The sequence below is a fragment of the Pseudomonas sp. 14P_8.1_Bac3 genome, assembly GCF_025466085.1.
Lineage (GTDB): Bacteria > Pseudomonadota > Gammaproteobacteria > Pseudomonadales > Pseudomonadaceae > Aquipseudomonas.
On sequence record NZ_JANLOD010000070.1, the window covers coordinates 1 to 23,610 of the forward strand.

Here is a 23,610-nt window from a genome sequence, read left to right on the forward strand (position 1 = left end):
CCCCCCCCCCCCCCCCCCCCCCCCCCCCCCCCCCCCGCTCCCACAGGTTTTGCGTTCTTCAATCGATGAACAGGTCCGGCATCAGCGTGTCGCTGCTGTCGGGGGCGAACCGGTAGTGTTCAAATTCGGTTACGCCGTTTTCCCGCAGGATGTCTTCATCGATCAGCAACCGCCCGGTAATGCGGCGATCGCTACTGTCCAAAACCGCGTAGGCGGCATCCGCCATGATCGCTGGCGTGCGCGCATGCTTGAACGATTCCCGCGAGCCGAGCTGAAACTCGATGGCGGCGGTAGCGATCATGGTTTGCGGCCACAGTGAGTTGACGCTGATGCCGTCGTTGGCAAATTCCTCGCTCATGCCCAGGGTCAGCATGCTCATGCCGTATTTGGTGATGGTGTAGGGGCTGTATTGCGCGAACCATTTGCTCGCGAGGTTCAGCGGCGGGGAAATGCTGAGGATGTGCCCGTGGCTCTTTTTCAGGTAGGGCAGGGCCGCCTGGCTGCAGAGCAATACCGCGCGGGTGTTGATCTGGTGCATCAGGTCGAAGCGTTTGAGCTCGACGTGTTGCACCCCGGTCAGCTTGATCGCCCCGGCGTTGTTGATCAGCGCATCGATGCCGCCGAAATGCGCGTTGGCCTGGGCCAGGGCGCCACGTACCGCGGCTTCATCGCGCACATCCACCTGCAAGGCCAACGCTTGGCCACCGGCCGCTTCGACTTCCTTCGCCACACTGAAAATCGTGCCCGGCAGTTTCGGGTGCGGCTCGGCACTTTTCGCCGCAATCACGATGTTGGCCCCATCACGCGCGGCCCGCAGCGCGATCTCTCGACCAATCCCGCGACTGGCGCCGGTGATGAACAGGGTTTTGCCTTTCAATGACATTGGGGCGCTCCTGATTATTATTGTCTGAGCGATTCAATGTAGCCCAAGGCGTGGGCGGCCCGCTGTAGGAGCTGGCGCAGGTTCAGGCCTACCGCGTCGCCCGGATCGCCAGCAAGCTGGCTCCTACAGGGTTTGTGTCGTTAGCGGGACATGACTTCGCGGATGTCCGCGGCCAGTTCGCGCACGCGTTCTTCCTCGGTGTCCCAGGAGCACATGAAGCGCGCGCCGCCGTTGCCGATGAAGGTGTAGAAGCGCCAGCCCTTGGCGGTCAGTGCGGCGATGGCCGGTTCCGAGAGTTGCAGGAACACGCCGTTGGCCTGCACCGGGAACATCAGCTCCACGCCCGGAATGTCGCTGACCAGCTCGGCCAGCAATTGCGCGCAGTGGTTGGCGTGGCGGGCGTATTTGAGCCAGGCGTCGTTTTCCAGGATTCCGACCCACGGCGCCGAGAGGAAGCGCATTTTCGACGCGAGCTGCCCGGCCTGTTTACAGCGGTAGTCGAAGTCTTCGGCCAGTTTGTGGTTGAAGAACAGGATCGCTTCACCCACCGCCATGCCGTTTTTTGTGCCGCCAAAGCACAACACATCCACGCCGGCCTTCCAGGTCAGGTCCGCGGGTGAGCAGCCCAGGTACGCGCAGGCGTTGGAGAAGCGCGCCCCGTCCATGTGCAGGTTCAGGCCCAGTTCCTTGCAGGTGACGCTGATCGCGCGGATTTCTTCCGGGGTGTAGACGCTGCCGACTTCGGTGGCCTGGGTCAGGGTCACTACGCGCGGTTTCGGGTAGTGGATGTCCTGGCGCTTGAGGGCCACTTCGCGGATCGATTCCGGGGTCAGCTTGCCGTTTTCAGTGCGGGCGACGAGCAGTTTGGAACCGTTGGAAAAGAACTCCGGTGCACCGCATTCGTCGGTTTCGACGTGGGCGGTTTCCGAGCAGATCACGCTGTGGTAACTCTGGCACAGCGACGACAGGGCCAGGGAGTTGGCGGCGGTGCCGTTGAAGGCGAAGAACACTTCGCAGTCGGTTTCGAACAATTTGCGGAATTGATCGGACGCGCGAGCGGTCCATTCATCGTCGCCATAAGCGCGCTGGTGGCCATGGTTGGCCTGTTCCATGGCCGCCCAGGCTTCAGGGCAGATACCGGAATAATTGTCGCTGGCGAATTGTTGGCTCTTATCGGTCATGGCCCTGCTTTCCGTGATCGGGGCGCTTATGGTGAAGCGCCTCGTGGTCAATGATGGTGCGCACTTTACCGAAGATCATCCGGGGAGCACACGGGATGCGTCTGACGAAAAAATACAAAGACGACAGGCAATTATGCACATGACGCAAAGGGATGGGGCACTGGATCTGCTCAAGTGGCTGGCACTGCTGAGCATGGTGCTCGATCACCTGCGATATGTCGGTTATTCCGTCGATCTGCTGTATGTGCCGGGGCGGCTGGCGTTCCCGTGGTTCTGCCTGGCGATGGCGGTGAATGTCGCGCGGACACGCGAGGTGACACATCAATGGCGATACCTGGGCTGGTTGCTGTTGTTCAGTGCGCTCAGTGAAATTCCGTATCGACTGTTCATTTCTGATCCCGACACGCTGAACGTATTGCCCACCCTGGCGCTCGGGCTGCTGGTTGCGCAGGGCTGGCAGGACCGAACGCTGACGTCGCGTCTGCTCGCGGTGGCCGCGCTGGTCCTGGCAGCGCTGTTTTCCGAGCGACTGATGTTCGGCTTCTTCGGTGTGCTGCTGCCGTTGGCGACGTTGCTGGTGGTCAAGCGGCCCTGGTATTTCAGCCTGTTGCCTGGTGTGGCCTGTCTGGCGGCGAATCAATGGCAGGTGCTGTATGCGGCGGCGCAGTTTGGCAACGTCTCCGCCCTGTGGGGCATCGCGACGTGTCTGATCGCGCCATTGTTGGGGCTGTTCTTGTTGCGACATGCAGGCGGCGTAAAACCACCACCGATGCGACGCTGGGCTTATGCGTTGTATCCCGCGCATTTCCTTCTGCTGTTACTCGTCCGTCAGATCGCCGCATAACCCTGTGGGAGCGGGCTTGCTCGCGAATGCAGTCATTCATTCAGCATCAAGGTTGACTGACACACCGCATTCGCGAGCAAGCCCGCTCCCACAGGGGATCCCACAGGCTGGAAGGTAATGTTTGACCAGCCATTTCCCGCCATGTCGTAAACGCACCTTTGCGTGGCGTCCGTAGGCATTTGACCTGTCTGCGCCGGTCATACCATCGCATCCAAAGGGCACTGCCGAAAGGTACGTGCCTCACCGAGACGAAAGGCGCACAAGCCGCCGCTGGGAGAGACGCGATGTTCAGCAAGCAAGACCAGATTCAGGGTTACGACGATGCACTGCTGGCGGCGATGAATGCCGAGGAGCAACGCCAGGAAGATCACATCGAGCTGATCGCGTCAGAGAACTACACCAGCAAACGCGTCATGGAAGCGCAAGGCAGTGGCCTGACCAACAAATATGCCGAAGGCTATCCGGGCAAGCGCTACTACGGTGGCTGCGAGCACGTCGACAAGGTCGAAGCCCTGGCCATCGAGCGCGCCAAGCAGCTGTTCGGTGCCGATTACGCCAACGTCCAGCCACACTCCGGCAGCCAGGCTAACGCCGCTGTCTACCTCGCGCTGCTCAATGCAGGCGACACCGTGCTGGGCATGAGCCTGGCCCACGGCGGTCACCTGACCCACGGCGCCAAAGTCAGCTTTTCCGGCAAGCTCTACAACGCCGTGCAGTACGGCATCGACACCACCACCGGCCTGATCGACTACGACGAAGTCGAGCGCCTGGCGGTCGAGCACAAACCGAAAATGATCATCGCCGGGTTCTCCGCGTACTCGAAGACCCTGGACTTCCCGCGCTTCCGCCAGATCGCAGACAAGGTCGGCGCTTACTTCTTCGTCGACATGGCCCACGTGGCCGGTCTGGTCGCCGCAGGCCTGTACCCGAACCCGCTGCCGTACGCGGACGTCGTGACGACCACCACCCACAAGACCCTGCGTGGTCCTCGTGGCGGCCTGATCCTGGCCAAGGCCAATGAAGAACTGGAAAAGAAATTCAATGCTGCCGTGTTCCCCGGTGGTCAGGGCGGCCCACTGATGCACGTGATCGCCGGTAAGGCGGTGTGCTTCAAGGAAGCGCTGGAGCCAGGTTTCAAGGCCTACCAGCAACAAGTGATCGACAACGCCCAGGCCATGGCCGGTGTGTTCATCAAACGCGGCTACGATGTAGTGTCCGGCGGCACCGATAACCACCTGTTCCTGGTCAGCCTGATCCGTCAGGGCCTCACCGGCAAAGAGGCGGATGCAGCACTCGGCCGCGCCCACATCACCGTGAACAAGAACGCTGTCCCGAATGATCCACAGTCGCCGTTCGTGACCTCCGGCCTGCGCATCGGCACCCCGGCGGTGACCACGCGCGGCTTCAAGGTGACCCAGTGCGTGACGCTGGCCGGCTGGATCTGCGACATCCTCGACAACCTCGGCGACGCCGATGTCGAAGCGAACGTCGCGCAGCAAGTGGCAGCCCTGTGCGCGGACTTCCCGGTTTATCGCTGAGCGCGGTTTTGGAGTAAATGACTATGCAACGCTACTCGGGCTTCGGCCTCTTCAAACACTCCCTCAGCCATCACGAAAACTGGCAGAAAATGTGGCGCACGCCGACCCCGAAAAAGGTCTATGACGTGGTCATCGTTGGCGGTGGCGGGCATGGTCTCGCGACCGCCTACTACCTCGCCAAGGAGCACGGCATCACCAACGTGGCTGTGGTCGAGAAAGGCTGGCTGGGCGGCGGTAACACCGCGCGCAACACCACCATCGTTCGCTCCAACTACCTGTGGGACGAGTCGGCGCACCTGTATGAACACGCGATGAAACTGTGGGAAGGTCTGTCCCAGGACCTGAACTACAACGTGATGTTCTCCCAGCGCGGCGTCTACAACCTGTGCCACACGCTGCAGGACATACGTGATTCCGAGCGTCGGGTCAGCGCCAACCGCCTCAACGGCGTGGACGGCGAACTGCTCGATGCCAAGCAAGTGGCCGACGAGATTCCGTACCTCGACTGCTCGAAAAACACCCGCTACCCGGTGATGGGCGCGACTGTCCAGCGTCGCGGCGGCGTGGCCCGTCACGATGCCGTGGCCTGGGGCTTTGCCCGTGCCGCTGACGCACTCGGCGTGGACCTGATCCAGCAGACCGAAGTGATCGGTTTTCGCAAGGAAAACGGCGTGTGCATCGGCGTCGAAACCAACAAGGGCTTCATCGGCGCCAAGCGCGTCGGCGTGGTCACTGCCGGTAACTCCGGGCACATGGCCAAGCTCGCCGGTTTCCGCCTGCCGATCGAGTCCCACCCGCTGCAAGCGCTGGTGTCCGAGCCGATCAAGCCGATTATCGACAGCGTGATCATGTCCAACGCCGTGCACGGTTACATCAGCCAGTCCGACAAGGGCGACCTGGTGATCGGTGCCGGTATCGACGGCTACAACGGCTACGGCCAGCGTGGTTCGTACCCGGTGATCGAGCACACCATCCAGGCCATCGTCGAAATGTTCCCGGTGCTGTCGCGCGTGCGCATGAACCGGCAGTGGGGCGGCATCGTCGACACCACGCCGGACGCCTGCCCGATCATTTCGAAAACCCCGGTACCGAACATGTTCTTCAACTGCGGTTGGGGCACTGGCGGCTTCAAGGCGACACCTGGCTCGGGCAACGTGTTTGCCGCAAGCCTGGCCAAGGGTGAAATGCACCCGTTGGCCGCCCCTTTCTCCATCGACCGTTTCCACAACGGTGCGTTGATCGACGAACACGGCGCTGCTGCGGTTGCCCACTAACAGGAGAAATCCCCATGTTGCATATCTTCTGTCCTCACTGCGGCGAGCTGCGCTCCGAAGAGGAATTCCACGCATCCGGCCAGGCGCACATCCCGCGCCCACTGGACCCTAATGCCTGCACCGACGAGGAGTGGGGCGACTACATGTTCTTCCGCGATAACCCGCGCGGCCTGCACCACGAACTGTGGATTCACGCTGCCGGTTGCCGCCAGTACTTCAACGCGACCCGCGACACCGTGACCTACGAGATCCTGGAAACCTACAAGATCGGCACCAAGCCACAATTCACCGACAAGACCGATAGCTCGAAAGCGGCTACGACGGCGCTGGGAGAGAAGGTATGAGCCAGATCAATCGCCTGTCCAACGGCGGACGGATCGACCGCAACAAAGTGCTGAGCTTCACCTTCAACGGCCAGACCTACAAAGGCTTTGAAGGAGACTCGCTGGCCGCTGCACTGCTGGCCAACGGCGTCGACATCATCGGTCGCAGCTTCAAGTATTCCCGTCCGCGCGGCATCTTCGCCGCCGGTGCCGAAGAGCCGAATGCGGTGCTGCAGATCGGCGCCACCGAGGCCACGCAGATCCCCAACGTGCGCGCCACGCAACAAGCGCTGTATCAGGGGTTGGTCGCCACCAGCACCAACGGCTGGCCGAGCGTGAACAACGACATGATGGGGATTCTCGGCAAGGTCGGCGGCAAGCTGATGCCACCGGGCTTCTACTACAAAACCTTCATGTACCCGCAATCGTTCTGGATGACCTACGAGAAGTACATCCGCAAGGCCGCTGGCCTGGGCCGCTCGCCGACCGAGAACGATCCGGATACCTACGACTACATGAACCAGCACTGCGACGTGCTGATCGTCGGCGCCGGCCCTGCGGGTCTGGCCGCTGCATTGGCGGCTGCGCGCAGCGGCGCCCGGGTGATCCTCGCCGATGAGCAGGAAGAGTTCGGCGGCAGCCTGCTCGACTCCCGCGAAAGCCTCGACGGCAAGCCGGCGACCGAATGGGTCGCCAGCGTCATCGACGAACTGAAGAACACCCCGGACGTGCTGCTGTTGCCGCGCGCCACGGTCAACGGTTACCACGACCATAACTTCCTGACCATTCACGAGCGCCTGACCGATCACCTCGGCGACCGCGCACCGATTGGCCAGGTGCGTCAGCGCATCCACCGGGTTCGCGCCAAGCGTGTGGTGCTGGCGACTGGCGCCCATGAGCGTCCACTGGTCTACGGCAACAACGACGTGCCGGGCAACATGCTCGCCGGCGCCGTATCGACTTACGTACGCCGTTACGGCGTGGCACCGGGCAAGAAACTGGTGCTGTCGACCAACAATGATCACGCCTACCGCGTGGCGCTGGACTGGCTCGACGCCAGCCTGCAAGTCGTCGCCATCGCCGATGCCCGCCCTAACCCGCGCGGTGCCCTGGTTGAGGAGGCGCGCGCCAAAGGCATCCGCATCCTCACCGGCAGCGCCGTGATCGAGACCCGCGGCACCAAGCGTGTGACCGCTGCCCGCGTCGCTGCGATCGATGTAAAAGCTCACGCGGTGACGAGCCCTGGCGAATGGCTCGATTGCGACCTGATCGCCAGTTCCGGCGGTTACAGCCCGGTGGTTCACCTGGCTTCGCACTTGGGCGGCAAGCCGGTCTGGCGCGAAGACATCCTCGGTTTCGTGCCGGGCGAAGCTCCGCAGAAACGCGTGTGCGTCGGTGGTATCAACGGCGTTTACGGCCTTGGCGATTCCCTGGCCGATGGTTTTGAAGGGGGCGCGCGCGCGGCCAGTGAAGCGGGTTTCGGTGTCGTCGAAGGCACCTTGCCGAAAGCCCTGAGCCGTCTCGAAGAGCCGACACTGGCGTTGTTCCAGGTCCCGCACGAGAAGAACTCCGCCCGTGCGCCGAAGCAATTCGTCGACTTGCAGAACGACGTCACCGCTGGCGGCATCGAGCTGGCGACCCGCGAAGGCTTCGAGTCGGTCGAGCACGTCAAGCGCTACACCGCGCTGGGCTTCGGCACCGACCAGGGCAAGCTCGGTAACGTCAACGGCCTGGCCATTGCCGCCCGTTCGCTGAACGTGACCATCCCGCAGATGGGCACCACCATGTTCCGTCCGAACTACACGCCGGTGACTTTCGGCGCTGTGGCGGGCCGTCACTGTGGGCACATCTTCGAGCCCGTCCGTCACACCGCGCTGCATCACTGGCACGTGAAGAATGGCGCCGAGTTTGAAGATGTCGGTCAGTGGAAACGTCCGTGGTACTTCCCGAAAAACGGTGAAGATATCCACGCGGCGGTGAAACGCGAATGCAAAGCCGTGCGCGACAGCGTCGGCCTGCTCGACGCCTCGACCCTCGGCAAGATCGACATTCAAGGCCCGGATGCGCGTGAGTTCCTCAACCGCATCTACACCAACGCCTGGACCAAGCTCGACGTGGGCAAGGCGCGTTACGGCCTGATGTGCAAGGAAGACGGCATGGTCTTCGACGACGGCGTCACCGCCTGTCTCGCCGACAACCATTTCGTGATGACCACCACCACCGGCGGCGCTGCGCGCGTGCTGCAATGGCTGGAAATCTACCAGCAGACCGAATGGCCAGACCTGAAGGTGTACTTCACCTCCGTGACGGACCACTGGGCGACCATGACCCTGTCCGGACCGAACAGCCGCAAGTTGCTCAGCGCAGTCACCGACATTGACCTGAGCAACGAAGCGTTCCCGTTCATGACCTGGAAAGAAGGCCTGGTCGGCGGTGTGCCGGCGCGGGTGTTCCGGATTTCGTTTACCGGTGAGCTGTCGTACGAAGTCAACGTGCAGGCCGACTACGCCATGGGTGTGCTCGAGAAAATCGTCGAGGCCGGCAAGCCGTACAACCTGACGCCGTACGGCACCGAAACCATGCACATCCTGCGGGCCGAGAAGGGCTTCATCATTGTCGGTCAGGACACCGACGGCTCGATGACCCCGGACGACCTGAACATGGGCTGGTGTGTCGGTCGCACCAAACCGTTCTCGTGGATCGGCTGGCGTGGCATGAACCGCGAAGACTGCGTGCGCGATCAACGCAAACAGCTGGTGGGCCTGAAGCCGATCGACCCGACCAAATGGCTGCCGGAAGGCGCGCAACTGGTGTTCAACACCAAGCAGGCGATTCCAATGACCATGGTCGGCCACGTCACCTCCAGCTACTTGCATAACTCCCTGGGCTATTCGTTCGCCATGGGCGTGGTCAAGGGCGGCCTGAAACGGATCGGTGAGCGCGTGTTTGCGCCGCTGGCCGACGGCAGCGTGATCGAGGCGGAAATCGTTTCTTCGGTGTTCTTCGATCCGAAGGGTGATCGCCAGAACATTTAGTTCGTCTCGGGTGCTGTGGGCGGGCTGCTATTCGCGAGCAGGCTCGCTCCCACAGGGGAATGCGGTCGAATGTGGGAGCGAGCCTGCTCGCGAAAGCGGCGGCACAGTCACCACATAGGCCGGAACCAACAGAATTCAGGAAAGGTGCTTTATGACCGCAGCCAATGTGTACCAACAACGCCCAACCACCGGGGCCAAGGCCGAGTCGTCGCTGCATCATGCCGACCTCGCCAGCCTGGTGGGCAAGGGCCGTAAAAACGCCGGCGTGATCGTGCGTGAGAAAAAGCTCCTCGGCCACCTGACCCTTCGTGGCGATGGCCACGATGCCGCGTTCAGCGCCGGCGTGCACAAGGCCCTCGGCATCGAATTGCCGGGCGCACTGAGCGTCATCATCAAAGGCGAGACCAGCCTGCAATGGATGGGGCCGGATGAATGGTTGCTGATCGTGCCGAGCGGCGAAGAGTTCGCCGCCGAGCAAAAGCTCCGTGAAGCGCTGGGCGACCTGCACATCCAGATCGTCAACGTCAGCGGCGGTCAGCAGATCCTCGAACTGAGCGGCCCGAACGTGCGCCAGGTGCTGATGAAATCCACCAGCTACGATGTACATCCCAACAGCTTCCCGGTGGGCAAGGCTGTCGGCACTGTGTTCGCCAAGTCGCAACTGGTGATCCGCCACACCGCCGAAGACACCTGGGAGCTGCTGATCCGCCGCAGCTTTTCGGATTACTGGTGGCTGTGGTTGCAGGACGCGTCGGCCGAGTACGGCCTGAGCGTGCAGGCCTGACAAAGGCGATCACCTGTGGGAGCGAGCCTGCTCGCGATGGACGTCAACGATGACGCGGGGTGTCTGATTCAACGCGTCGTTCTCAAGCCCATCGCGAGCAGGCTCGCTCCCACAGAAAGCAACCCCGTTTATCGTTGTTTCAGGAGCTACAACTATGAGCCGCGCCCCAGACACATGGATCCTGACCGCCGACTGCCCCAGCGTACTCGGCACCGTGGACGCGGTGACGCGCTTTCTGTTCGAGCAGGGCTGCTACGTCACCGAGCACCACTCGTTCGATGACCGGCTCTCGGGTCGCTTCTTCATTCGCGTGGAATTCCGCCAGCCCGACGGCTTCGACGAACAGGCGTTCCGTGCCGGTCTCGAAGAGCGGGGCAAAGCTTTCGGCATGGTCTTCGAGCTGACCGCGCCGAACTACCGGCCGAAAGTGGTGATCATGGTGTCCAAAGCCGATCACTGCCTCAACGATTTGCTCTATCGCCAACGCATCGGCCAGTTGTCAATGGACGTGGCCGCCGTGGTCTCCAATCACCCGGACCTCAAGCCGCTGGCCGACTGGCACCAGATTCCGTATTACCACTTCCCGCTGGACCCGAACGACAAGCCGTCCCAGGAGCGCCAGGTGTTGCAGGTGATCGAGGAGTCCGGTGCCGAACTGGTGATCCTTGCGCGCTACATGCAGGTGCTGTCGCCGGAGCTGTGTCGCAAACTCGATGGCAAGGCGATCAACATTCATCACTCTCTGCTGCCGGGTTTCAAGGGCGCCAAGCCTTATCACCAAGCCTATAACAAGGGCGTGAAACTGGTGGGTGCGACGGCGCATTACATCAACAACGACCTGGATGAAGGGCCGATCATCGCCCAGGGCGTGGAGGTGGTTGACCACAGTCATTACCCGGAAGACCTGATCGCCAAGGGGCGGGATATCGAGGGGCTGACGTTGGCCAGGGCGGTTGGGTATCACATCGAGAGACGGGTGTTCCTCAACGCTAATCGTACGGTCGTTCTTTAGATCGCTTTCGCGAGCAAGCCCGCTCCCACAGGGTTTTGTGGTGTTCACAGATCCCGTGGTCAACCCCATCCATTGTGGGAGCGGGCTTGCTCGCGAAGAGGCCATAACAGACAACACAAGACACACAGGCAACACCCAGAGCAATCAACGCGCCGCCGCTGTCAGGCGACGCGACCGCTACATAAAAACAACAGCGAGGTGAAAGCATGTCTGGCAATCGTGGTGTGGTGTATCTCGGCGCTGGCAAGGTCGAAGTACAGAAAATCGACTATCCGAAAATGCAGGACCCGCGTGGCAGGAAGATCAACCACGCCGTGATCCTGCGCGTGGTCTCCACCAACATCTGTGGTTCCGACCAGCACATGGTGCGCGGCCGTACCACGGCTCAGACCGGTCTGGTGCTGGGTCACGAGATCACCGGTGAAGTGATCGAGAAGGGCAGCGACGTCGAGAACCTGCAAATCGGCGACCTGGTGTCCGTACCGTTCAACGTGGCGTGCGGGCGCTGCCGTTCCTGCAAAGAGATGCATACCGGCGTGTGCCTGAGCGTCAACCCGGCCCGTCCGGGCGGTGCCTACGGCTATGTCGACATGGGCGACTGGACCGGCGGCCAGGCGGAATACGCCATGGTCCCGTACGCCGACTTCAACCTGCTGAAACTGCCGGACCGCGATCGCGCGATGGAAAAAATCCGCGACCTGACCTGCCTATCCGACATCCTGCCCACCGGTTACCACGGCGCAGTGACGGCCGGCGTTGGCCCGGGCAGCACGGTGTACATCGCCGGTGCCGGCCCGGTCGGCCTGGCCGCCGCCGCGTCCGCGCGCCTGCTGGGTGCGGCAGTGGTGATCATCGGTGACGTCAACACCGTGCGCCTGGCTCACGCCAAGGCCCAGGGTTTCGAAATCGCCGACCTGTCCCTCGACACCCCGCTGCACGAGCAGATCGCCGCGCTGCTGGGCGAGCCGGAAGTGGATTGCGCCGTCGACGCCGTCGGCTTCGAAGCGCGCGGCCACGGCCATGACGGCGTGAAACACGAGGCCCCGGCCACCGTGCTCAACTCGTTGATGGGCGTGGTCCGCGTCGCCGGCAAAATCGGCATCCCCGGCCTGTATGTGACCGAAGACCCGGGTGCCGTGGACGCCGCGGCAAAAATGGGCAGCCTGAGCATCCGTTTCGGCCTCGGCTGGGCCAAATCCCACAGCTTCCACACCGGCCAGACTCCGGTAATGAAGTACAACCGCCAGCTGATGCAGGCGATCATGTGGGACCGCATCAACATCGCCGAAGTGGTGGGCGTCCAGGTGATCAGCCTGGATCAGGCCCCGCAGGGGTACGGTGAGTTCGATGCGGGCGTGCCGAAGAAGTTTGTGATTGATCCGCATAAGTTGTTCAGTGCGGCGTAAGGGCTTTACGCATAAATAAACGGCGACCTTCGGGTCGCCGTTTTTTTATGCTCTCAAAGCGCCGCCAACGCCCCTTGATACAACACCGGTCCGGTCGGTTGCCCGGTCGGCGAACCGCCCTTCGGTTCAAGGCTGACCGCCAGCGCAATCGGCTTGCCGATCAACGCTTTCTGGGCGTCATTCAGCTCGACGCGACCTTTACCGTCGGCGGGAATCACCCCGAGGGAAATCGGTTTGCCGTCCGCGGGAATGGCCCACAGTTCCAGGCTGCGACCCGGATCGACGGCGGCGAGGGTCAGGGGTTCGACGTTCAGATAGTCTTCATGGGCCTCGACCTTCAGCGCAGGCTGCGCGTCGGCCGTCAGTAACGTCGCGCTGTAACGTGCGCCGTCGCGGGTGTAGATCACGCCCAGGGTCACGGCGATGACCAGCGAGCAGACCGCCGCGGTTATCCTCAACCAGCTCCAGAACGGACGCTTCTCAGGCACATGCAGGACCTGCGGCTCGATGCGCGCGGTGATGCCTTGCCAGACGCGGTCCGGCACGGGGTGTTCGGGCAGCGCTGCGGTCAGGCTGGTCAGGCTTTCCTGCCACTGCGCCAGTTCTGCACGCAATGCCGCATCTTCCCGCAACAATTGTTCGAAACGTCGGCGCGCAGTCGAAGGCATCAGGCCAATGGCGTAATCAGCGGCGAGGGCGCGGCGCAGCGGCGGGGTTTGATAGTTCATGATTCGAGGCACCTGCGCAGGCGCTCCATGCCACGACGAATCCACGACTTCACCGAGCCCAGCGGCGCGGCCAGGTGTTCCGCCAGTTCAGAGCACGACAGCCCCTGGAAGTACGCGACCGTAATCGACTGCCGCTGCATGCCGTCCAGGCTGTCCAGGCAGCGATTCAAGGCGCTGGCCTCGCGGGCACTGCTCAGTTGTTCATAGGCCGAGGGGCTTTCATCCACCAGCGCCTGTTGTTCGACATCGGTCAACGGCCGGTCACGGTGTTTGCGCAATTGGTCGATGGCTTGATGGCGGGTGATGTTGATCATCCAGGTGAGCGGCGCCGACAGGTGCGGCTCATAGCGCGAGGCGTTGTTCCAGATGCGCACAAAACTTTCCTGCAGCACTTCTTCGGCCAGGTCCGGACGCCCCATGAACCGCAGGGCGACACCATGCAAACGCGGGCCGACACTGCGGTAAAGCGTCTCGAAGGCGCGGCGGTCACCCAGTGAACATTGGGCCAGCAGCTGCCTGAGCTGATCAGTGTCGGCGGTGGGAATAACGGTTCTCCTGACGACGGGACTCACGGGGTGCCGGTTGCAGGCAGAGATTAGTTCACGGCGCGCAGTTGTTCCATTCACGGGCGGACCTCGGAAAAAATCCGCCGACCCTGATGCGCAGGGCCGGCGGTGCCTCAACTGTTCGGTAATGTCACAGGTGGGGGAATTCGGCCAGGCGAATCTGTCCGTGCTTGATATACGTGGGCCGGGGTGGTCTGGATGCAGGAGCGGGGAGATTTTTTCTGTAGTAGGAGCGAGCTTGCTCGCTCCTACAGGGGAGGGTGGAACAATCGCTGGGGTCACCAGTCCAATGAGCAGTTTTCGCCGCCCGTTTCCGGGCGGTGTTCATGGCACAAGAGGATGTCTGGATGAAGATTTCACGCGGGTTTGCACTGGCATCGCTCATGACCCTGGCGGCGAGCCCGGTGTTTGCTGAGTTCAACCTGAACGATGCGGCCAATGCCATCTCCGGGATGAAGGGGCAGAACGCTGCGACAGCGGCAGCGCCGACCTCGGAGACCGCCGGTTTGCTCGGTGCGCTCAGCCAGTTGAACGTGACGCCCCAACAAGCCGTTGGTGGCACCGGTGCGATGCTCGGGCTGGCGAAGAATAAATTGAGTTCGGCCGACTATTCGCAACTGGCCAAAAGCGTACCGGGCATCGACAAGCTATCGGGCGGCGGTGAACTGGGTGCCCTCAGCGGTTTGCTCGGTTCGTCGGGCAAGGCCGCCGGTCTGGACAATGCGCTGGGTAACGTGAAAGACACCAACGATTTGAACAACGCCTTCAGCGCGCTGGGCATGGACAGCGGCATGATTGGCCAGTTTGCCCCGGTGATTCTGCAATACCTCGGTCAGCAGGGCGTCGGCGGTTCGCTGCTGCAGAGCCTGGGCGGTATCTGGGGCACCGGCAGCTGATCAACGGCGTTCGGCGCGCAAGGCGTCGATGCGCCGATCCTTCTCGATCCAGAGCTGGTTGACCCAGTTCTGGACCGTTTCGCGAAACACCGGATCGTTCTCGTAATCGCCCTGCCACAGCGCGGGGTCGAGTTCGCGGGTGTTGATGTCGATGATGACCCGCGGCACGTTGCCGCTGATCAAGTCCCAGAACCCCGGAATCTTCTGCTGCGGATACACCACCGTCACATCGAGAATGGCGTCCAGCTGTTCGCCCATCGCCGCCAGCACAAACGCCACGCCGCCCGCCTTGGGCTTGAGCAGGTGGGTGAAGGGTGATTGCTGCTGGGTGCTTTTCGCCGCGGTGTAACGGGTGCCTTCCAGGTAATTGACCACGGTCACCGGCTGGCGCTTGAACAGTTCGCACGCGGCTTTGGTGATCTCCAGATCCTTGCCCGCCAGCTCCGGGTTTTTCGCCAGGAAGGCCTTTGTGTAGCGCTTCATGAACGGGTAATCCAGCGCCCACCACGCCAGCCCGAGGAACGGCACCCAGATCAGCTCTTTCTTGAGGAAAAACTTGAAGAACGGCGTGCGCCGGTTGAGCGTCTGGATCAGCGCCGGGATATCGACCCACGATTGATGGTTGCTGATCACCAGATACGAAGTGTCGCCGCGCAGGTTGTCGCCGCCGCGAATGTCCCATTGCGTGGGGATGCACAGGCGGAAGATCAGCTTGTCGATCTCGGCCCAGGTCTCGGCGATCCACATCACCGCCCACGAAGCGTAATCGCGCAGGCGTCCGGGCAGGACCAGTTTGAGCAGGGCAAACACCATCAGCGGCCCGAACAGGACCAGGGTGTTGAGCAACAGCAGCAGGGTGACGAAACAGCCGGTGAGCAGGCGGCGCATAGGTAACTCTTGGAAGCGTTTGGGCGCGCCATGATAAGCAGCTTCGGGCGACAGGCCAAATCGGCGGTGACGAATGTTTTACTTTGTCCGGGGTATGCTGAGCTGAAGTCAGTCAAGTTCAAATGGTTGTATTGACCGTGCTGGCCTCTTCGCGGGCAAGCCCGCTCCCACAGTGAGCGGGTTGTGCACGACGTGTGTGTACGACAACTGAACCTGTGGGAGCGGGCTTGCCCGCGAAGCGATCTCAGGAACGAACGAATTCTTTGCCGGCGGTCTAAAATCCCGCTGCCCATCGTCCAAGGAATCCCATTACGTGAAATCCCTCCTCGCACTGCTTTCCCTCGTGGCCCTGCCCGTCATGGCCGCCGAGCCCACCCTGTACGGCCGTTACGAATACATCGCCCTGCCGGAAATCGGCGGCGAAGTGCTCAAGGCCAAAATGGACACCGGCGCCCTGACCGCCTCGCTGTCGGCCAAGGACATTGAAACCTTCACCCGCGACGGCGAGGACTGGGTCCGCTTCCGCCTTGCCACCAAGGATGCGAGCAACAAGGTCTACGAACACAAGATCGCGCGCATCAGCAAGATCAAGACACGCTCCGAAGAGGATGAAGACGAAGACGTCGCAGCGCCCACTAAACGCCCGGTGGTCGATCTGGAACTGTGCCTGGGCAACGTCAAACGCACCGTCGAGGTCAACCTCACCGACCGTAGCAGCTTCAATTATCCGCTGCTGATCGGCGCCAAGGCCCTGCGCGAGTTTGGCGCGGCGGTGAATCCGGCGCGGCGGTTTACGGCGGATAAGCCAGATTGTTGAGTCAGCGATTTCCCTTCCAATACTGTCTGACCACTGCCTCATCAATTCTCTCGCGGATGTTCGCTCGTGCTGCATCGACTCTATCTGCCGCGCTGGAAGGCCCCGGAATTTCGGATAACAGCTTATGGGCCTCCGTTAATTCTTGCATGGACGCGTTGGAGCCAACGAGTGCAGTTCTCTCTGTGTTTTTGAGAAAGGTGTCGTATTGGCCGCGAGCTTGCATAGGAGGATATTGGCTGTAGTCGATGGATGTCGACGAGCGACGACGCGGGGCTTCAGAAGAGCGCGAACCAGGCTCAAACATTGCTAAATCCAGGTCATCGACAAGGTCTTCTGGTCTTAGATTATTGACCGTTTTGTCCGAGTTGAAAGGCGGCGTGGTAATCGTTTTAGTTGGATCCGGTAAAGCTGAACTGCTGTCGGCAATCACCACTGATGCGGAGCTGTTCTTTTTCATCCATTTGGGTTTTTTAAAAAACCTTTTAATTGCTTTGGGAATTCTCCACGCCCGCCCTGAAGGATCTACCCTGCCCACCGGGTTACCACCGCAGTAGACGTAAGCATTGAACCCGCCTGCCCGGAAAGGGCTTTCCCTGTCTGGCTTGATGAACCGCATCAACACCGGGCTGTACGGCCGATACCCCTTGCCCAAGTGATAATGCCCGGTCAGTGGATCAGGCAGCTCTCCATTGAACCCGAGCCCGCTGAGCAATGCAGATTCTCGTGGATGATGACCAAAGGGCATGTAGGCGATGGGATCAGCTCTATCGGGACTGAGAACACCCAATACCGACCGTTGCTGATCAGATGCCAGCAGCGTTGTCTTGCCAGAATGCGCACGCATTTCATCGATCCTCGTAAGGCCAGAAAACCGCACATCCAGCATCGTTCCTTTTCCGCCTTTTGCCCACTATCAGAACTGCTAGGGTCGAACCAGCATTCCGACTGCCGATTGACGCCAGTCCGGCCTTGCGTCACCGTTCGCCCATTCAACTCCCGGGCTCGGACGCCATGCCTCATATCCTGATTGTCGAAGACGAAGCGGCGATTGCCGACACCTTGATTTTCGCCTTGCAGGGCGAAGGCTTCAGCACCACGTGGCTGAGCCTCGGTGCCGACGCGCTGGCGCTTCAGCGGCAGACGCCCGCCGACCTGATCATTCTCGACATCGGCCTGCCTGACATCAGCGGTTTTGAAACCTGCAAGCAACTGCGGCGCTTCAGCGAAGTCCCGGTGATTTTCCTCAGTGCCCGAGACGCCGAAATCGACCGGGTGGTGGGGCTGGAAATCGGCGCCGACGATTACGTGGTCAAGCCGTTCAGCCCCCGGGAAGTGGCCGCGCGGGTCCGGGCGATTCTCAAGCGCATGGCGCCGCGTGCAACGGCCGAGGCGGAGCCGGTGCTGTTTCGCATCGATAGCGAGCGGGTGCAGATCAGCTATCGCAACCGATGGCTGAGCCTGACCCGCCACGAATTCCGCCTGCTGCAATGCCTGCTCGAACAGCCCGAGCGGGTGTTCAGCCGCGAGCAGTTGCTCGATGCACTAGGGGTTGCCGCCGACGCCGGTTATGAGCGCAGCATCGACAGCCACATCAAGAGCGTGCGCGCCAAGTTGCGCGGGGTGAAGGCTGATGCCGAGCCGATCCAGACCCATCGCGGGCTCGGCTATAGCTACAGTCCGGGGCACAGCTGATGCCGTTGGGGATGCGGATTTTCCTGGTCTACGTGCTGTTCATCGGCCTGACCGGCTATTTCGTGCTCAGCACCGTGATGGAGGAAATCCGCCCCGGCGTGCGCCAGTCCACCGAGGAAACCCTGGTCGACACCGCCAACCTGATGGCCGAGATCCTGCGCGATGATTTCAAGGCCGGCACCCTGAACCAGAATCGCTGGCCGCAACTGCTCAAGGCCTATGGCGAACGGCAACCGAAAGCGAACATCTGGGGCTTGCCGAAAAATCAGGTCAACCACCGCATCTACGTCACCGATGCCAAGGGGATCGTGGTGCTGGACTCCAGCGGCGCTGCGGTCGGCCAGGATTATTCGCGCTGGAACGATGTGCTGCTGACCCTGCGCGGTGAATACGGCGCTCGCTCCAGTCGCAGCGATCCGAACGATGCCAGCTCCTCGGTGATGCACGTGGGCGCGGCCATTCGCGATAACGGCCAGATCATCGGCGTGGTCACCGTGGCCAAGCCCAACAGTTCCCTGCAGCCCTATGTGGATCGCACCGAGCGACGGCTCCTGGCCTATGGCGCAGGGCTGATCGGCTTGGGCCTGTTGTTCGGGGCGTTGCTGTCGTGGTGGCTGAGCGCGGCACTGCGGCGCCTGACCGCGTATGCGCAGGCCGTGAGCGAAGGTCGCCGGGTCGAGGTGCCGCATTATCATGGCGGCGAACTGGAGCAACTGGCGAGCGCCGTGGAGCAGATGCGCACGCAGCTGGAAGGCAAGGCCTACGTCGAGCGTTACGTGCACACGCTGACCCATGAACTGAAAAGCCCGCTGGCGGCGATTCGCGGTGCCGCGGAGTTGCTGCAGGGCGAGATGCCGCCGGCGCAACGGCAGCGATTCGTGAGCAACATCGACAACGAAAGCGTGCGCCTGCAGCAGTTGATCGAGCGCTTGTTGAACCTGGCACTGGTGGAGCAGCGGCAAGGATTGGAAGAGCGGGTGGCGGTGCCTCTGGCGCGCCTGGTCGACGAGTTGCTGGGCGCGCAGGCCGCACGCATCGAAGGCAAGCAGCTGCGCGTGGAGCAGGCGATTGCCCCGGAGCTGGCGCTCATGGGCGAGCCGTTTCTGTTGCGCCAGGCGCTGGCGAACCTGTTGGAAAACGCCCTGGACTTCACCCCGCCTCAGGGCGTGTTGCGCTTAAGCGCCGAGGGGCTGGGCGAGCAGGTCGAGTTCAGACTGTTCAACCAGGCTGAGGCGATTCCCGACTATGCGCTGCCGCGCCTGAGCGAGCGCTTTTATTCCCTGCCGCGTCCGGACAGTGGGCGCAAGAGCACGGGGCTGGGGCTGAATTTTGTCGAGGAGGTTGCCAAGTTGCATGGCGGGAGCCTGGAGGTTGGCAATGTCGAGGGTGGGGTGGAGGTGATTTTGCGGTTGCCTTGGGACTGAGGCGACTGCATCGCAAGCAGGCTCGCTCCCACAGGAGAACGCATTCCGTTGTGGGAACGAGCCTGCTCGCGATGGCGGTGGTCAATTCCCCACACAATCTCCACATTTCCCCCACAAAATCCCCACACACCCATCCCAGACTCTCCCCATCCAAACAGGGAGAGTCCCATGAACCGCAATCTGACCTTCAAACTCGGGGCCATTGCCCTGCTGATTCTGTTGCTGCTGATCCCGTTGCTGATGATCAACGGCGTCATCCAGGATCGCCAGCAACTGCGCGACGGCGTGCTCGAAGACATCGCCCGCAGCTCCAGCTACAGCCAGCGACTGAGCGGGCCGCTGATGGTGGTGCCGTATCGCAAGGTGGTGCGCACCTGGAAACTCAACGAAAAGACCAACCAGCGTTATCAGGACGTCGGGGAAGAGCGGGGGCGTCTGTACTTTCTGCCGGAGCGCTTCGAATTCGATGGGCAGGTGCAGACCGAACTGCGTGCCCGCGGTATCTATCAAGCGCGACTGTTCCATGCCGACAACCGCATCAACGGCCATTTCGCGCTGCCGGCGCAACTGGGCATCAAGGAAGACTTCGCCGATTACCAGTTCGACCAGCCGTTCGTGGCGGTGGGCATCAGCGACATTCGCGGCATCGAAAATGCCTTGAAACTCGAACTTGGCGGCCAGCGCCTGGACTTCGTGCCGGGCAGTCAAGTGGGTTGGCTGGGGGAGGGCGTTCACGTGATGCTGCCGGCGCTGGACGCGCGGCAAGCCACGCAACTGACATTCGCCTTTGACCTGAAGCTGCAAGGCACCGGCCAGTTGCAGGTGCTGCCGGTGGGCAAGACCAGCACGGTGTCCTTGAGCGCCAACTGGCCGCACCCCAGCTTCATCGGCAACTACCTGCCGGCCCGGCGCGACATCAGCGATCAGGGGTTTTCCGCCGAATGGCAGACCTCGTTTTTTTCCACCAACCTGCAGGAAGCGCTGGATGATTGCGTGTCGCGGCGCAACTGCGAGGCGTTCAACGGGCGCAGCTTTGGCGTGAGCTTCATCGACCCGGTAGACCAGTACCTGAAAAGCGACCGGGCAATCAAATACGCACTGCTGTTCATCGTCCTGACCTTCGCCGGTTTCTTCCTGTTTGAGGTGCTCAAAACCCTTGCAGTGCACCCGGTGCAATACGCTCTGGTTGGCGTGGCGCTGGCGTTCTTCTACCTGCTGTTGCTGTCGTTGTCCGAGCACATCGGCTTTGCCCTGGCGTATCTGCTGTCGGCCAGTGCCTGTGTGTCGTTGATCGGGTTCTACGTTTGCCACGTGCTGCGCAGCGTGCGCCACGGCTTGAGTTTTTCGGCGGGGCTGACCACGTTGTATGGCTTGCTGTATGGCTTGTTGAGCGCCGAGGACTACGCGCTGTTGATGGGCTCGGGGCTGCTGTTCGGCGTGCTCGGGGTGTTCATGGTGCTGACGCGCAAGCTGGACTGGTATGGCGTCGGACAGAAGGCAGGCAAGCCGCTGGCGTTTGATCTGGGAGAGGTGAAATGAGCCGTTCGGTAGGTTTGCGCGAGGATCAGGCGTTGGGGAAACACCTGGCGGCCTTGATCGCCAGGTTGTTTCCACCTCGTGCATCGGGTACCTGACGCTTACCCTTTCAACCAGCCTGGAAGTTTCGCATTGGGTGTTCCTATTGCCGCGTAAAACTGCAGCTTTCTGTCTCTTTGAATACCTCTATTCCGAACGTCGAGATTTTTTGTTTGTATGGCGCCAGCCCGGGGGATCTGGCCAAACGCTTTCAGTTCCTCATCAGGGATGTTGTGAGTCGCGACTACCCACTCGCTAACAGACATTTTTTCAGCCCCGTGAGCGTCTCTGGAATAAGTAACTCCGAATATCTCCTGGTGCATGGGGTTGGGCTTTCGGCGAGAGTGGGAAGTGCCAATGGTCGACGTAGGGTTTTGGTTGGGAGCTAGGGCCGAGGGGGTTTTCGGTGTTGGGGCAATGTCGATACCCTTATAGGGTTTGATGGGTTCGTAGCCGGACGAAAAACTGCTGAGGCGTCTGTTTGTTCCGACCGAGCCGACAACTTGACTCAAAGTCGGAGCAGGCGTAGGTACGTTTCTGGCACTCGCCAAACGGGGGAGTCTTGGCATGTTGAACATGCCGAGATCATCCAGGCGTGACAGAAGAGAAGTAAACGCGTGGCCATCCGGATCGTATCGATTCCTTGGATCTCCCCCACAATAAACATAGGCATTCAGCCAGCCATTCCCGAAAGGACTCTCCATATCCGGCCTTAAAAACCGCATCAAGACCGGGCTATACATTCGATAGCCATTGCCTAGTGAATAACATCCCGTCATTGACTCGCGGAGTGCGCCGTTAAACCGAAGCTGACTTAGCGGGTCTGCGCCTGTTGGAGAGTCGCCGTAAGGCGTATAGGCAACGGCGTTGCTTCCGGTCGTATCGGCGGCACTCAACACCGAACCCGAATAGTCGGTAGCCAACAGTATTGTTTTACGACCGTGCATAACCATTGACTGATCTCCGATGCGAATTGGAGGTGATTCAGAAGTATCGTCCATTTGGGTACACCCCGCTCATATCCGGGGCGTTTTCGCCGGGCGCGTTTCTCCTATCCTCATATTCATATTGCGCGCGGAGCTTCCGGGCTCGTATACGAGCAATTGCCTCCGCTGTATCCGGATGCGATACGCCGAGAAGCTGCTTGCGTGTTAACCCTTTTTTAGAGTTAGCCAACAAAACAGCCACATCGTTTACGAAGGCAGTGTCAGCGGGTGCAGAACCTTCAATCGTGCTGATCGATATCAGCCGTTCGGTGTAATTCTTTTCCTTAATGCTGAGCGTGTTGACCCCTGAGCGGTAAGCCTCGATGCGTTTGGTTGTTGTGATCTGTAGCCGTCCGTTATCTGCAATTTTTTGTATGTAGATCTTGTTTTTCCATGCGCTTGCTTTGGCAGATCGCGTAACGAAGTCGCCAAACACGGTACCAACGGCAGGATTTTGATCAAACACGTGTGTCAGCGGATAAGGGTAACTGGTGATCTTGGTATTGATTAGCGCAGCTTTCTTGGCAGCAGCGTATCTCCTGAGCCCCAGTAGATTTCCTATGAACTTACCAACGTGCCCGGTCGGATCGACATGATTTATGGGATCTGCGGCGCAATACACGTAAACATTCACCCCAGCCTCCCGAAATGGGCCCCAATTGTCCGGACTATTGAATCGCCTCAATACCGGGTTGTACTGCCGATAACCGTTGCCTAAATGATAATGGCCGGTGAGTGGATCCGGCTGTTGTCCGGTAAATCCGAGCAAAGGGTACAAGCCACTGCCAGAAGGGCGGTGACCGTACGGGCTGTACACGATGGAGTGAGGCCGACCCGTCCCCAGGACCGCCGATATCGAGCCTTGTTGAACGCTCCCAAGCAGCAAGGTCGAGTGCGATTGGCTTTGCATTGCTCAAGCTCCGAACAGTCGAAAAAAGCTGGACCTTGAGCATCGTCGCTTTAGCAGTGTTTGACCACTATCAGAACTGATAGTCCTTGCGCCGGCGAGGGCTCAGACCTTCGGCATCGTCACCACCATCGAAGGCCGCTGACTCACATCGAAATACCACGCCGCCAACTGCGGGTTAGCCTCGCGCCAGGCCAGGTCGGGGTGGCGCAGGTCCAGATACCCCAATGCACAGGCCACGCTGATCGCCGCCACATCGAAATGGCTGGTCAGCTCGGCAATGGCGTCCTTTTCCAGTACGGCCAAGGCGCGGCGAATCTTGTTGCGCTGGCCGTCGAGCCATTCGGCCCAGTGTTTTTCCGGGGCGCGCAGGGCGACTTCGTAGCGGGTCAGCACGGCGGCGTCCATGATGCCGTCGGCCATCGAGGCCAGGGTCAGCCGGCGCCAGCGGGCCGGGCCTTCGCGGGGGATCAGCGGGTTGCCGACGTGTTGGTGGTCGAGGTAATCGAGGATCACCCGGCTGTCGTGGATGACGTTGCCGTCGGCAAGCCGCAGGGCCGGGATTTTGCTGAGCGGATTGTCGTCGATCAGCGCCTGGTCCGGATCGACCGGCGTGAGCACGCAGTTTTGCAGGGCGACGCGGTCCTGCTGACCGGTTTCGTGCAAGAGCACCATGACTTTGCGAACGAAGGGCGACAACGGGTTGTGGTAGAGGGTCATGCTCGGGGCGGACATGGCAGCGGCTCGGTCGGTGGACGGTGCCGGCAGCATAGCGCGTTGAGCCATGGGCATGAATAGCGGACACCTGTGGGGGGGGGGGGGGGGGGGGGGGGGGGGGGGGGGGGGGGGGG

At 61.3% G+C, this 23,610-nt stretch carries 22 protein-coding genes and 1 pseudogene; 13 read left to right on the forward strand and 10 right to left on the reverse strand.

Annotated features, from left to right (window positions below; translation table 11 throughout):
• Nucleotides 1–58 precede the first annotated feature (58 nt).
• Nucleotides 59–883, reverse strand: a complete 825-nt coding sequence (locus tag NTD84_RS25040) for an SDR family oxidoreductase (protein ID WP_262171190.1) — start codon at nt 881–883, stop codon at nt 59–61.
• A 140-nt stretch (nt 884–1,023) separates the two neighbouring features.
• The gene (locus tag NTD84_RS25045; RefSeq protein ID WP_262171193.1) at nt 1,024–2,064 is read right to left on the reverse strand and encodes a low specificity L-threonine aldolase; all 1,041 of its coding nucleotides are present in this window, start codon (nt 2,062–2,064) and stop codon (nt 1,024–1,026) included.
• Between the two features lie 133 nt (nt 2,065–2,197).
• Between NTD84_RS25045 and NTD84_RS25050 the strand changes: the two genes are divergently transcribed.
• The 8 genes from NTD84_RS25050 to fdhA all read left to right on the forward strand — a co-directional run bounded on the left by NTD84_RS25050 (nt 2,198) and on the right by fdhA (nt 12,280).
• Nucleotides 2,198–2,908, forward strand: coding sequence for a conjugal transfer protein TraX (locus tag NTD84_RS25050; protein ID WP_262171232.1), 711 nt, complete (start codon nt 2,198–2,200; stop codon nt 2,906–2,908).
• Nucleotides 2,909–3,192: 284 nt separating this feature from the next.
• On the forward strand, nt 3,193–4,446 hold the full coding sequence (gene glyA, locus NTD84_RS25055) for a serine hydroxymethyltransferase (RefSeq protein WP_262171195.1): 1,254 nt from the start codon (nt 3,193–3,195) through the stop codon (nt 4,444–4,446).
• 23 nt (nt 4,447–4,469) lie between these two features.
• On the forward strand, nt 4,470–5,720 hold the full coding sequence (locus NTD84_RS25060) for a sarcosine oxidase subunit beta (RefSeq protein ID WP_007947735.1): 1,251 nt from the start codon (nt 4,470–4,472) through the stop codon (nt 5,718–5,720).
• Nucleotides 5,721–5,734: 14 nt separating this feature from the next.
• Nucleotides 5,735–6,064, forward strand: a complete 330-nt coding sequence (locus NTD84_RS25065; RefSeq protein ID WP_262171197.1) for a sarcosine oxidase subunit delta — start codon at nt 5,735–5,737, stop codon at nt 6,062–6,064.
• Nucleotides 6,061–9,078 carry a sarcosine oxidase subunit alpha gene (locus tag NTD84_RS25070; RefSeq protein WP_262171200.1) on the forward strand — a complete coding sequence of 1,006 codons (3,018 nt, stop codon included), beginning with the start codon at nt 6,061–6,063 and terminating at the stop codon, nt 9,076–9,078. Before NTD84_RS25065 ends, NTD84_RS25070 begins: the two co-directional genes overlap by 4 nt.
• A gap of 151 nt (nt 9,079–9,229) precedes the next feature.
• Nucleotides 9,230–9,862, forward strand: coding sequence for a sarcosine oxidase subunit gamma (locus tag NTD84_RS25075; RefSeq protein WP_262171202.1), 633 nt, complete (start codon nt 9,230–9,232; stop codon nt 9,860–9,862).
• A 154-nt stretch (nt 9,863–10,016) separates the two neighbouring features.
• The gene (purU, locus tag NTD84_RS25080; protein WP_262171204.1) at nt 10,017–10,874 is read left to right on the forward strand and encodes a formyltetrahydrofolate deformylase; all 858 of its coding nucleotides are present in this window, start codon (nt 10,017–10,019) and stop codon (nt 10,872–10,874) included.
• 206 nt (nt 10,875–11,080) lie between these two features.
• Nucleotides 11,081–12,280, forward strand: coding sequence for a formaldehyde dehydrogenase, glutathione-independent (gene fdhA, locus NTD84_RS25085; protein ID WP_017341178.1), 1,200 nt, complete (start codon nt 11,081–11,083; stop codon nt 12,278–12,280).
• Between the two features lie 53 nt (nt 12,281–12,333).
• Here fdhA and NTD84_RS25090 read toward each other — a convergent pair whose 3' ends face one another.
• Together NTD84_RS25090 and NTD84_RS25095 are read right to left on the reverse strand one after the other, a co-directional pair.
• Nucleotides 12,334–13,008, reverse strand: coding sequence for an anti-sigma factor domain-containing protein (locus NTD84_RS25090; RefSeq protein ID WP_262171207.1), 675 nt, complete (start codon nt 13,006–13,008; stop codon nt 12,334–12,336).
• Nucleotides 13,005–13,634 carry an RNA polymerase sigma factor gene (locus NTD84_RS25095; protein ID WP_262171210.1) on the reverse strand — a complete coding sequence of 210 codons (630 nt, stop codon included), beginning with the start codon at nt 13,632–13,634 and terminating at the stop codon, nt 13,005–13,007. Before NTD84_RS25095 ends, NTD84_RS25090 begins: the two co-directional genes overlap by 4 nt.
• 287 nt (nt 13,635–13,921) lie before the next feature.
• Between NTD84_RS25095 and NTD84_RS25100 the strand changes: the two genes are divergently transcribed.
• The gene (locus tag NTD84_RS25100; protein ID WP_262171213.1) at nt 13,922–14,470 is read left to right on the forward strand and encodes a DUF2780 domain-containing protein; all 549 of its coding nucleotides are present in this window, start codon (nt 13,922–13,924) and stop codon (nt 14,468–14,470) included.
• Here the strand turns inward: NTD84_RS25100 and NTD84_RS25105 are convergent, their stop codons facing one another.
• Nucleotides 14,471–15,358, reverse strand: coding sequence for an acyltransferase (locus tag NTD84_RS25105; RefSeq protein ID WP_262171215.1), 888 nt, complete (start codon nt 15,356–15,358; stop codon nt 14,471–14,473). It lies immediately after the preceding gene.
• Between the two features lie 313 nt (nt 15,359–15,671).
• Between NTD84_RS25105 and NTD84_RS25110 the strand changes: the two genes are divergently transcribed.
• Nucleotides 15,672–16,175: an ATP-dependent zinc protease gene (locus tag NTD84_RS25110; RefSeq protein ID WP_262171218.1), complete on the forward strand. Its 504-nt coding sequence runs from the start codon at nt 15,672–15,674 to the stop codon at nt 16,173–16,175.
• Between the two features lies 1 nt (nt 16,176).
• Here the strand turns inward: NTD84_RS25110 and NTD84_RS25115 are convergent, their stop codons facing one another.
• Nucleotides 16,177–17,019, reverse strand: a complete 843-nt coding sequence (locus NTD84_RS25115; protein ID WP_262171220.1) for an RHS repeat-associated core domain-containing protein — start codon at nt 17,017–17,019, stop codon at nt 16,177–16,179.
• Nucleotides 17,020–17,186: 167 nt separating this feature from the next.
• On the opposite strand from NTD84_RS25115, the gene creB reads away from it, so the two are divergent.
• The 3 genes from creB (at nt 17,187) to creD (ending at nt 20,830) form a co-directional block, all read left to right on the forward strand.
• On the forward strand, nt 17,187–17,867 hold the full coding sequence (gene creB, locus NTD84_RS25120; RefSeq protein ID WP_262171222.1) for a two-component system response regulator CreB: 681 nt from the start codon (nt 17,187–17,189) through the stop codon (nt 17,865–17,867).
• On the forward strand, nt 17,867–19,291 hold the full coding sequence (gene creC, locus NTD84_RS25125; RefSeq protein ID WP_262171225.1) for a two-component system sensor histidine kinase CreC: 1,425 nt from the start codon (nt 17,867–17,869) through the stop codon (nt 19,289–19,291). Before creB ends, creC begins: the two co-directional genes overlap by 1 nt.
• Nucleotides 19,292–19,459: 168 nt before the next feature.
• Nucleotides 19,460–20,830, forward strand: a complete 1,371-nt coding sequence (gene creD / locus NTD84_RS25130; protein WP_262171228.1) for a cell envelope integrity protein CreD — start codon at nt 19,460–19,462, stop codon at nt 20,828–20,830.
• 98 nt (nt 20,831–20,928) lie between these two features.
• On the opposite strand, the gene NTD84_RS25135 is transcribed toward creD, so the two are convergent.
• The 4 genes and pseudogenes from NTD84_RS25135 to NTD84_RS25145 form a co-directional block, all read right to left on the reverse strand.
• A complete protein-coding gene (locus NTD84_RS25135) occupies nt 20,929–21,867 on the reverse strand; it encodes an RHS repeat-associated core domain-containing protein (protein WP_262171229.1) in 939 nt (312 codons plus the stop codon).
• A complete protein-coding gene (locus tag NTD84_RS25140; RefSeq protein ID WP_410017378.1) occupies nt 21,851–22,486 on the reverse strand; it encodes a hypothetical protein in 636 nt (211 codons plus the stop codon). Before NTD84_RS25140 ends, NTD84_RS25135 begins: the two co-directional genes overlap by 17 nt.
• Nucleotides 22,487–22,762: pseudogene (locus NTD84_RS30160) on the reverse strand (RHS repeat-associated core domain-containing protein); the annotation flags it as partial. It lies immediately after the preceding gene.
• 102 nt (nt 22,763–22,864) lie between these two features.
• The gene (locus NTD84_RS25145; protein ID WP_262171235.1) at nt 22,865–23,494 is read right to left on the reverse strand and encodes a glutathione S-transferase; all 630 of its coding nucleotides are present in this window, start codon (nt 23,492–23,494) and stop codon (nt 22,865–22,867) included.
• Between the last annotated feature and the right edge of the window lie 116 nt (nt 23,495–23,610).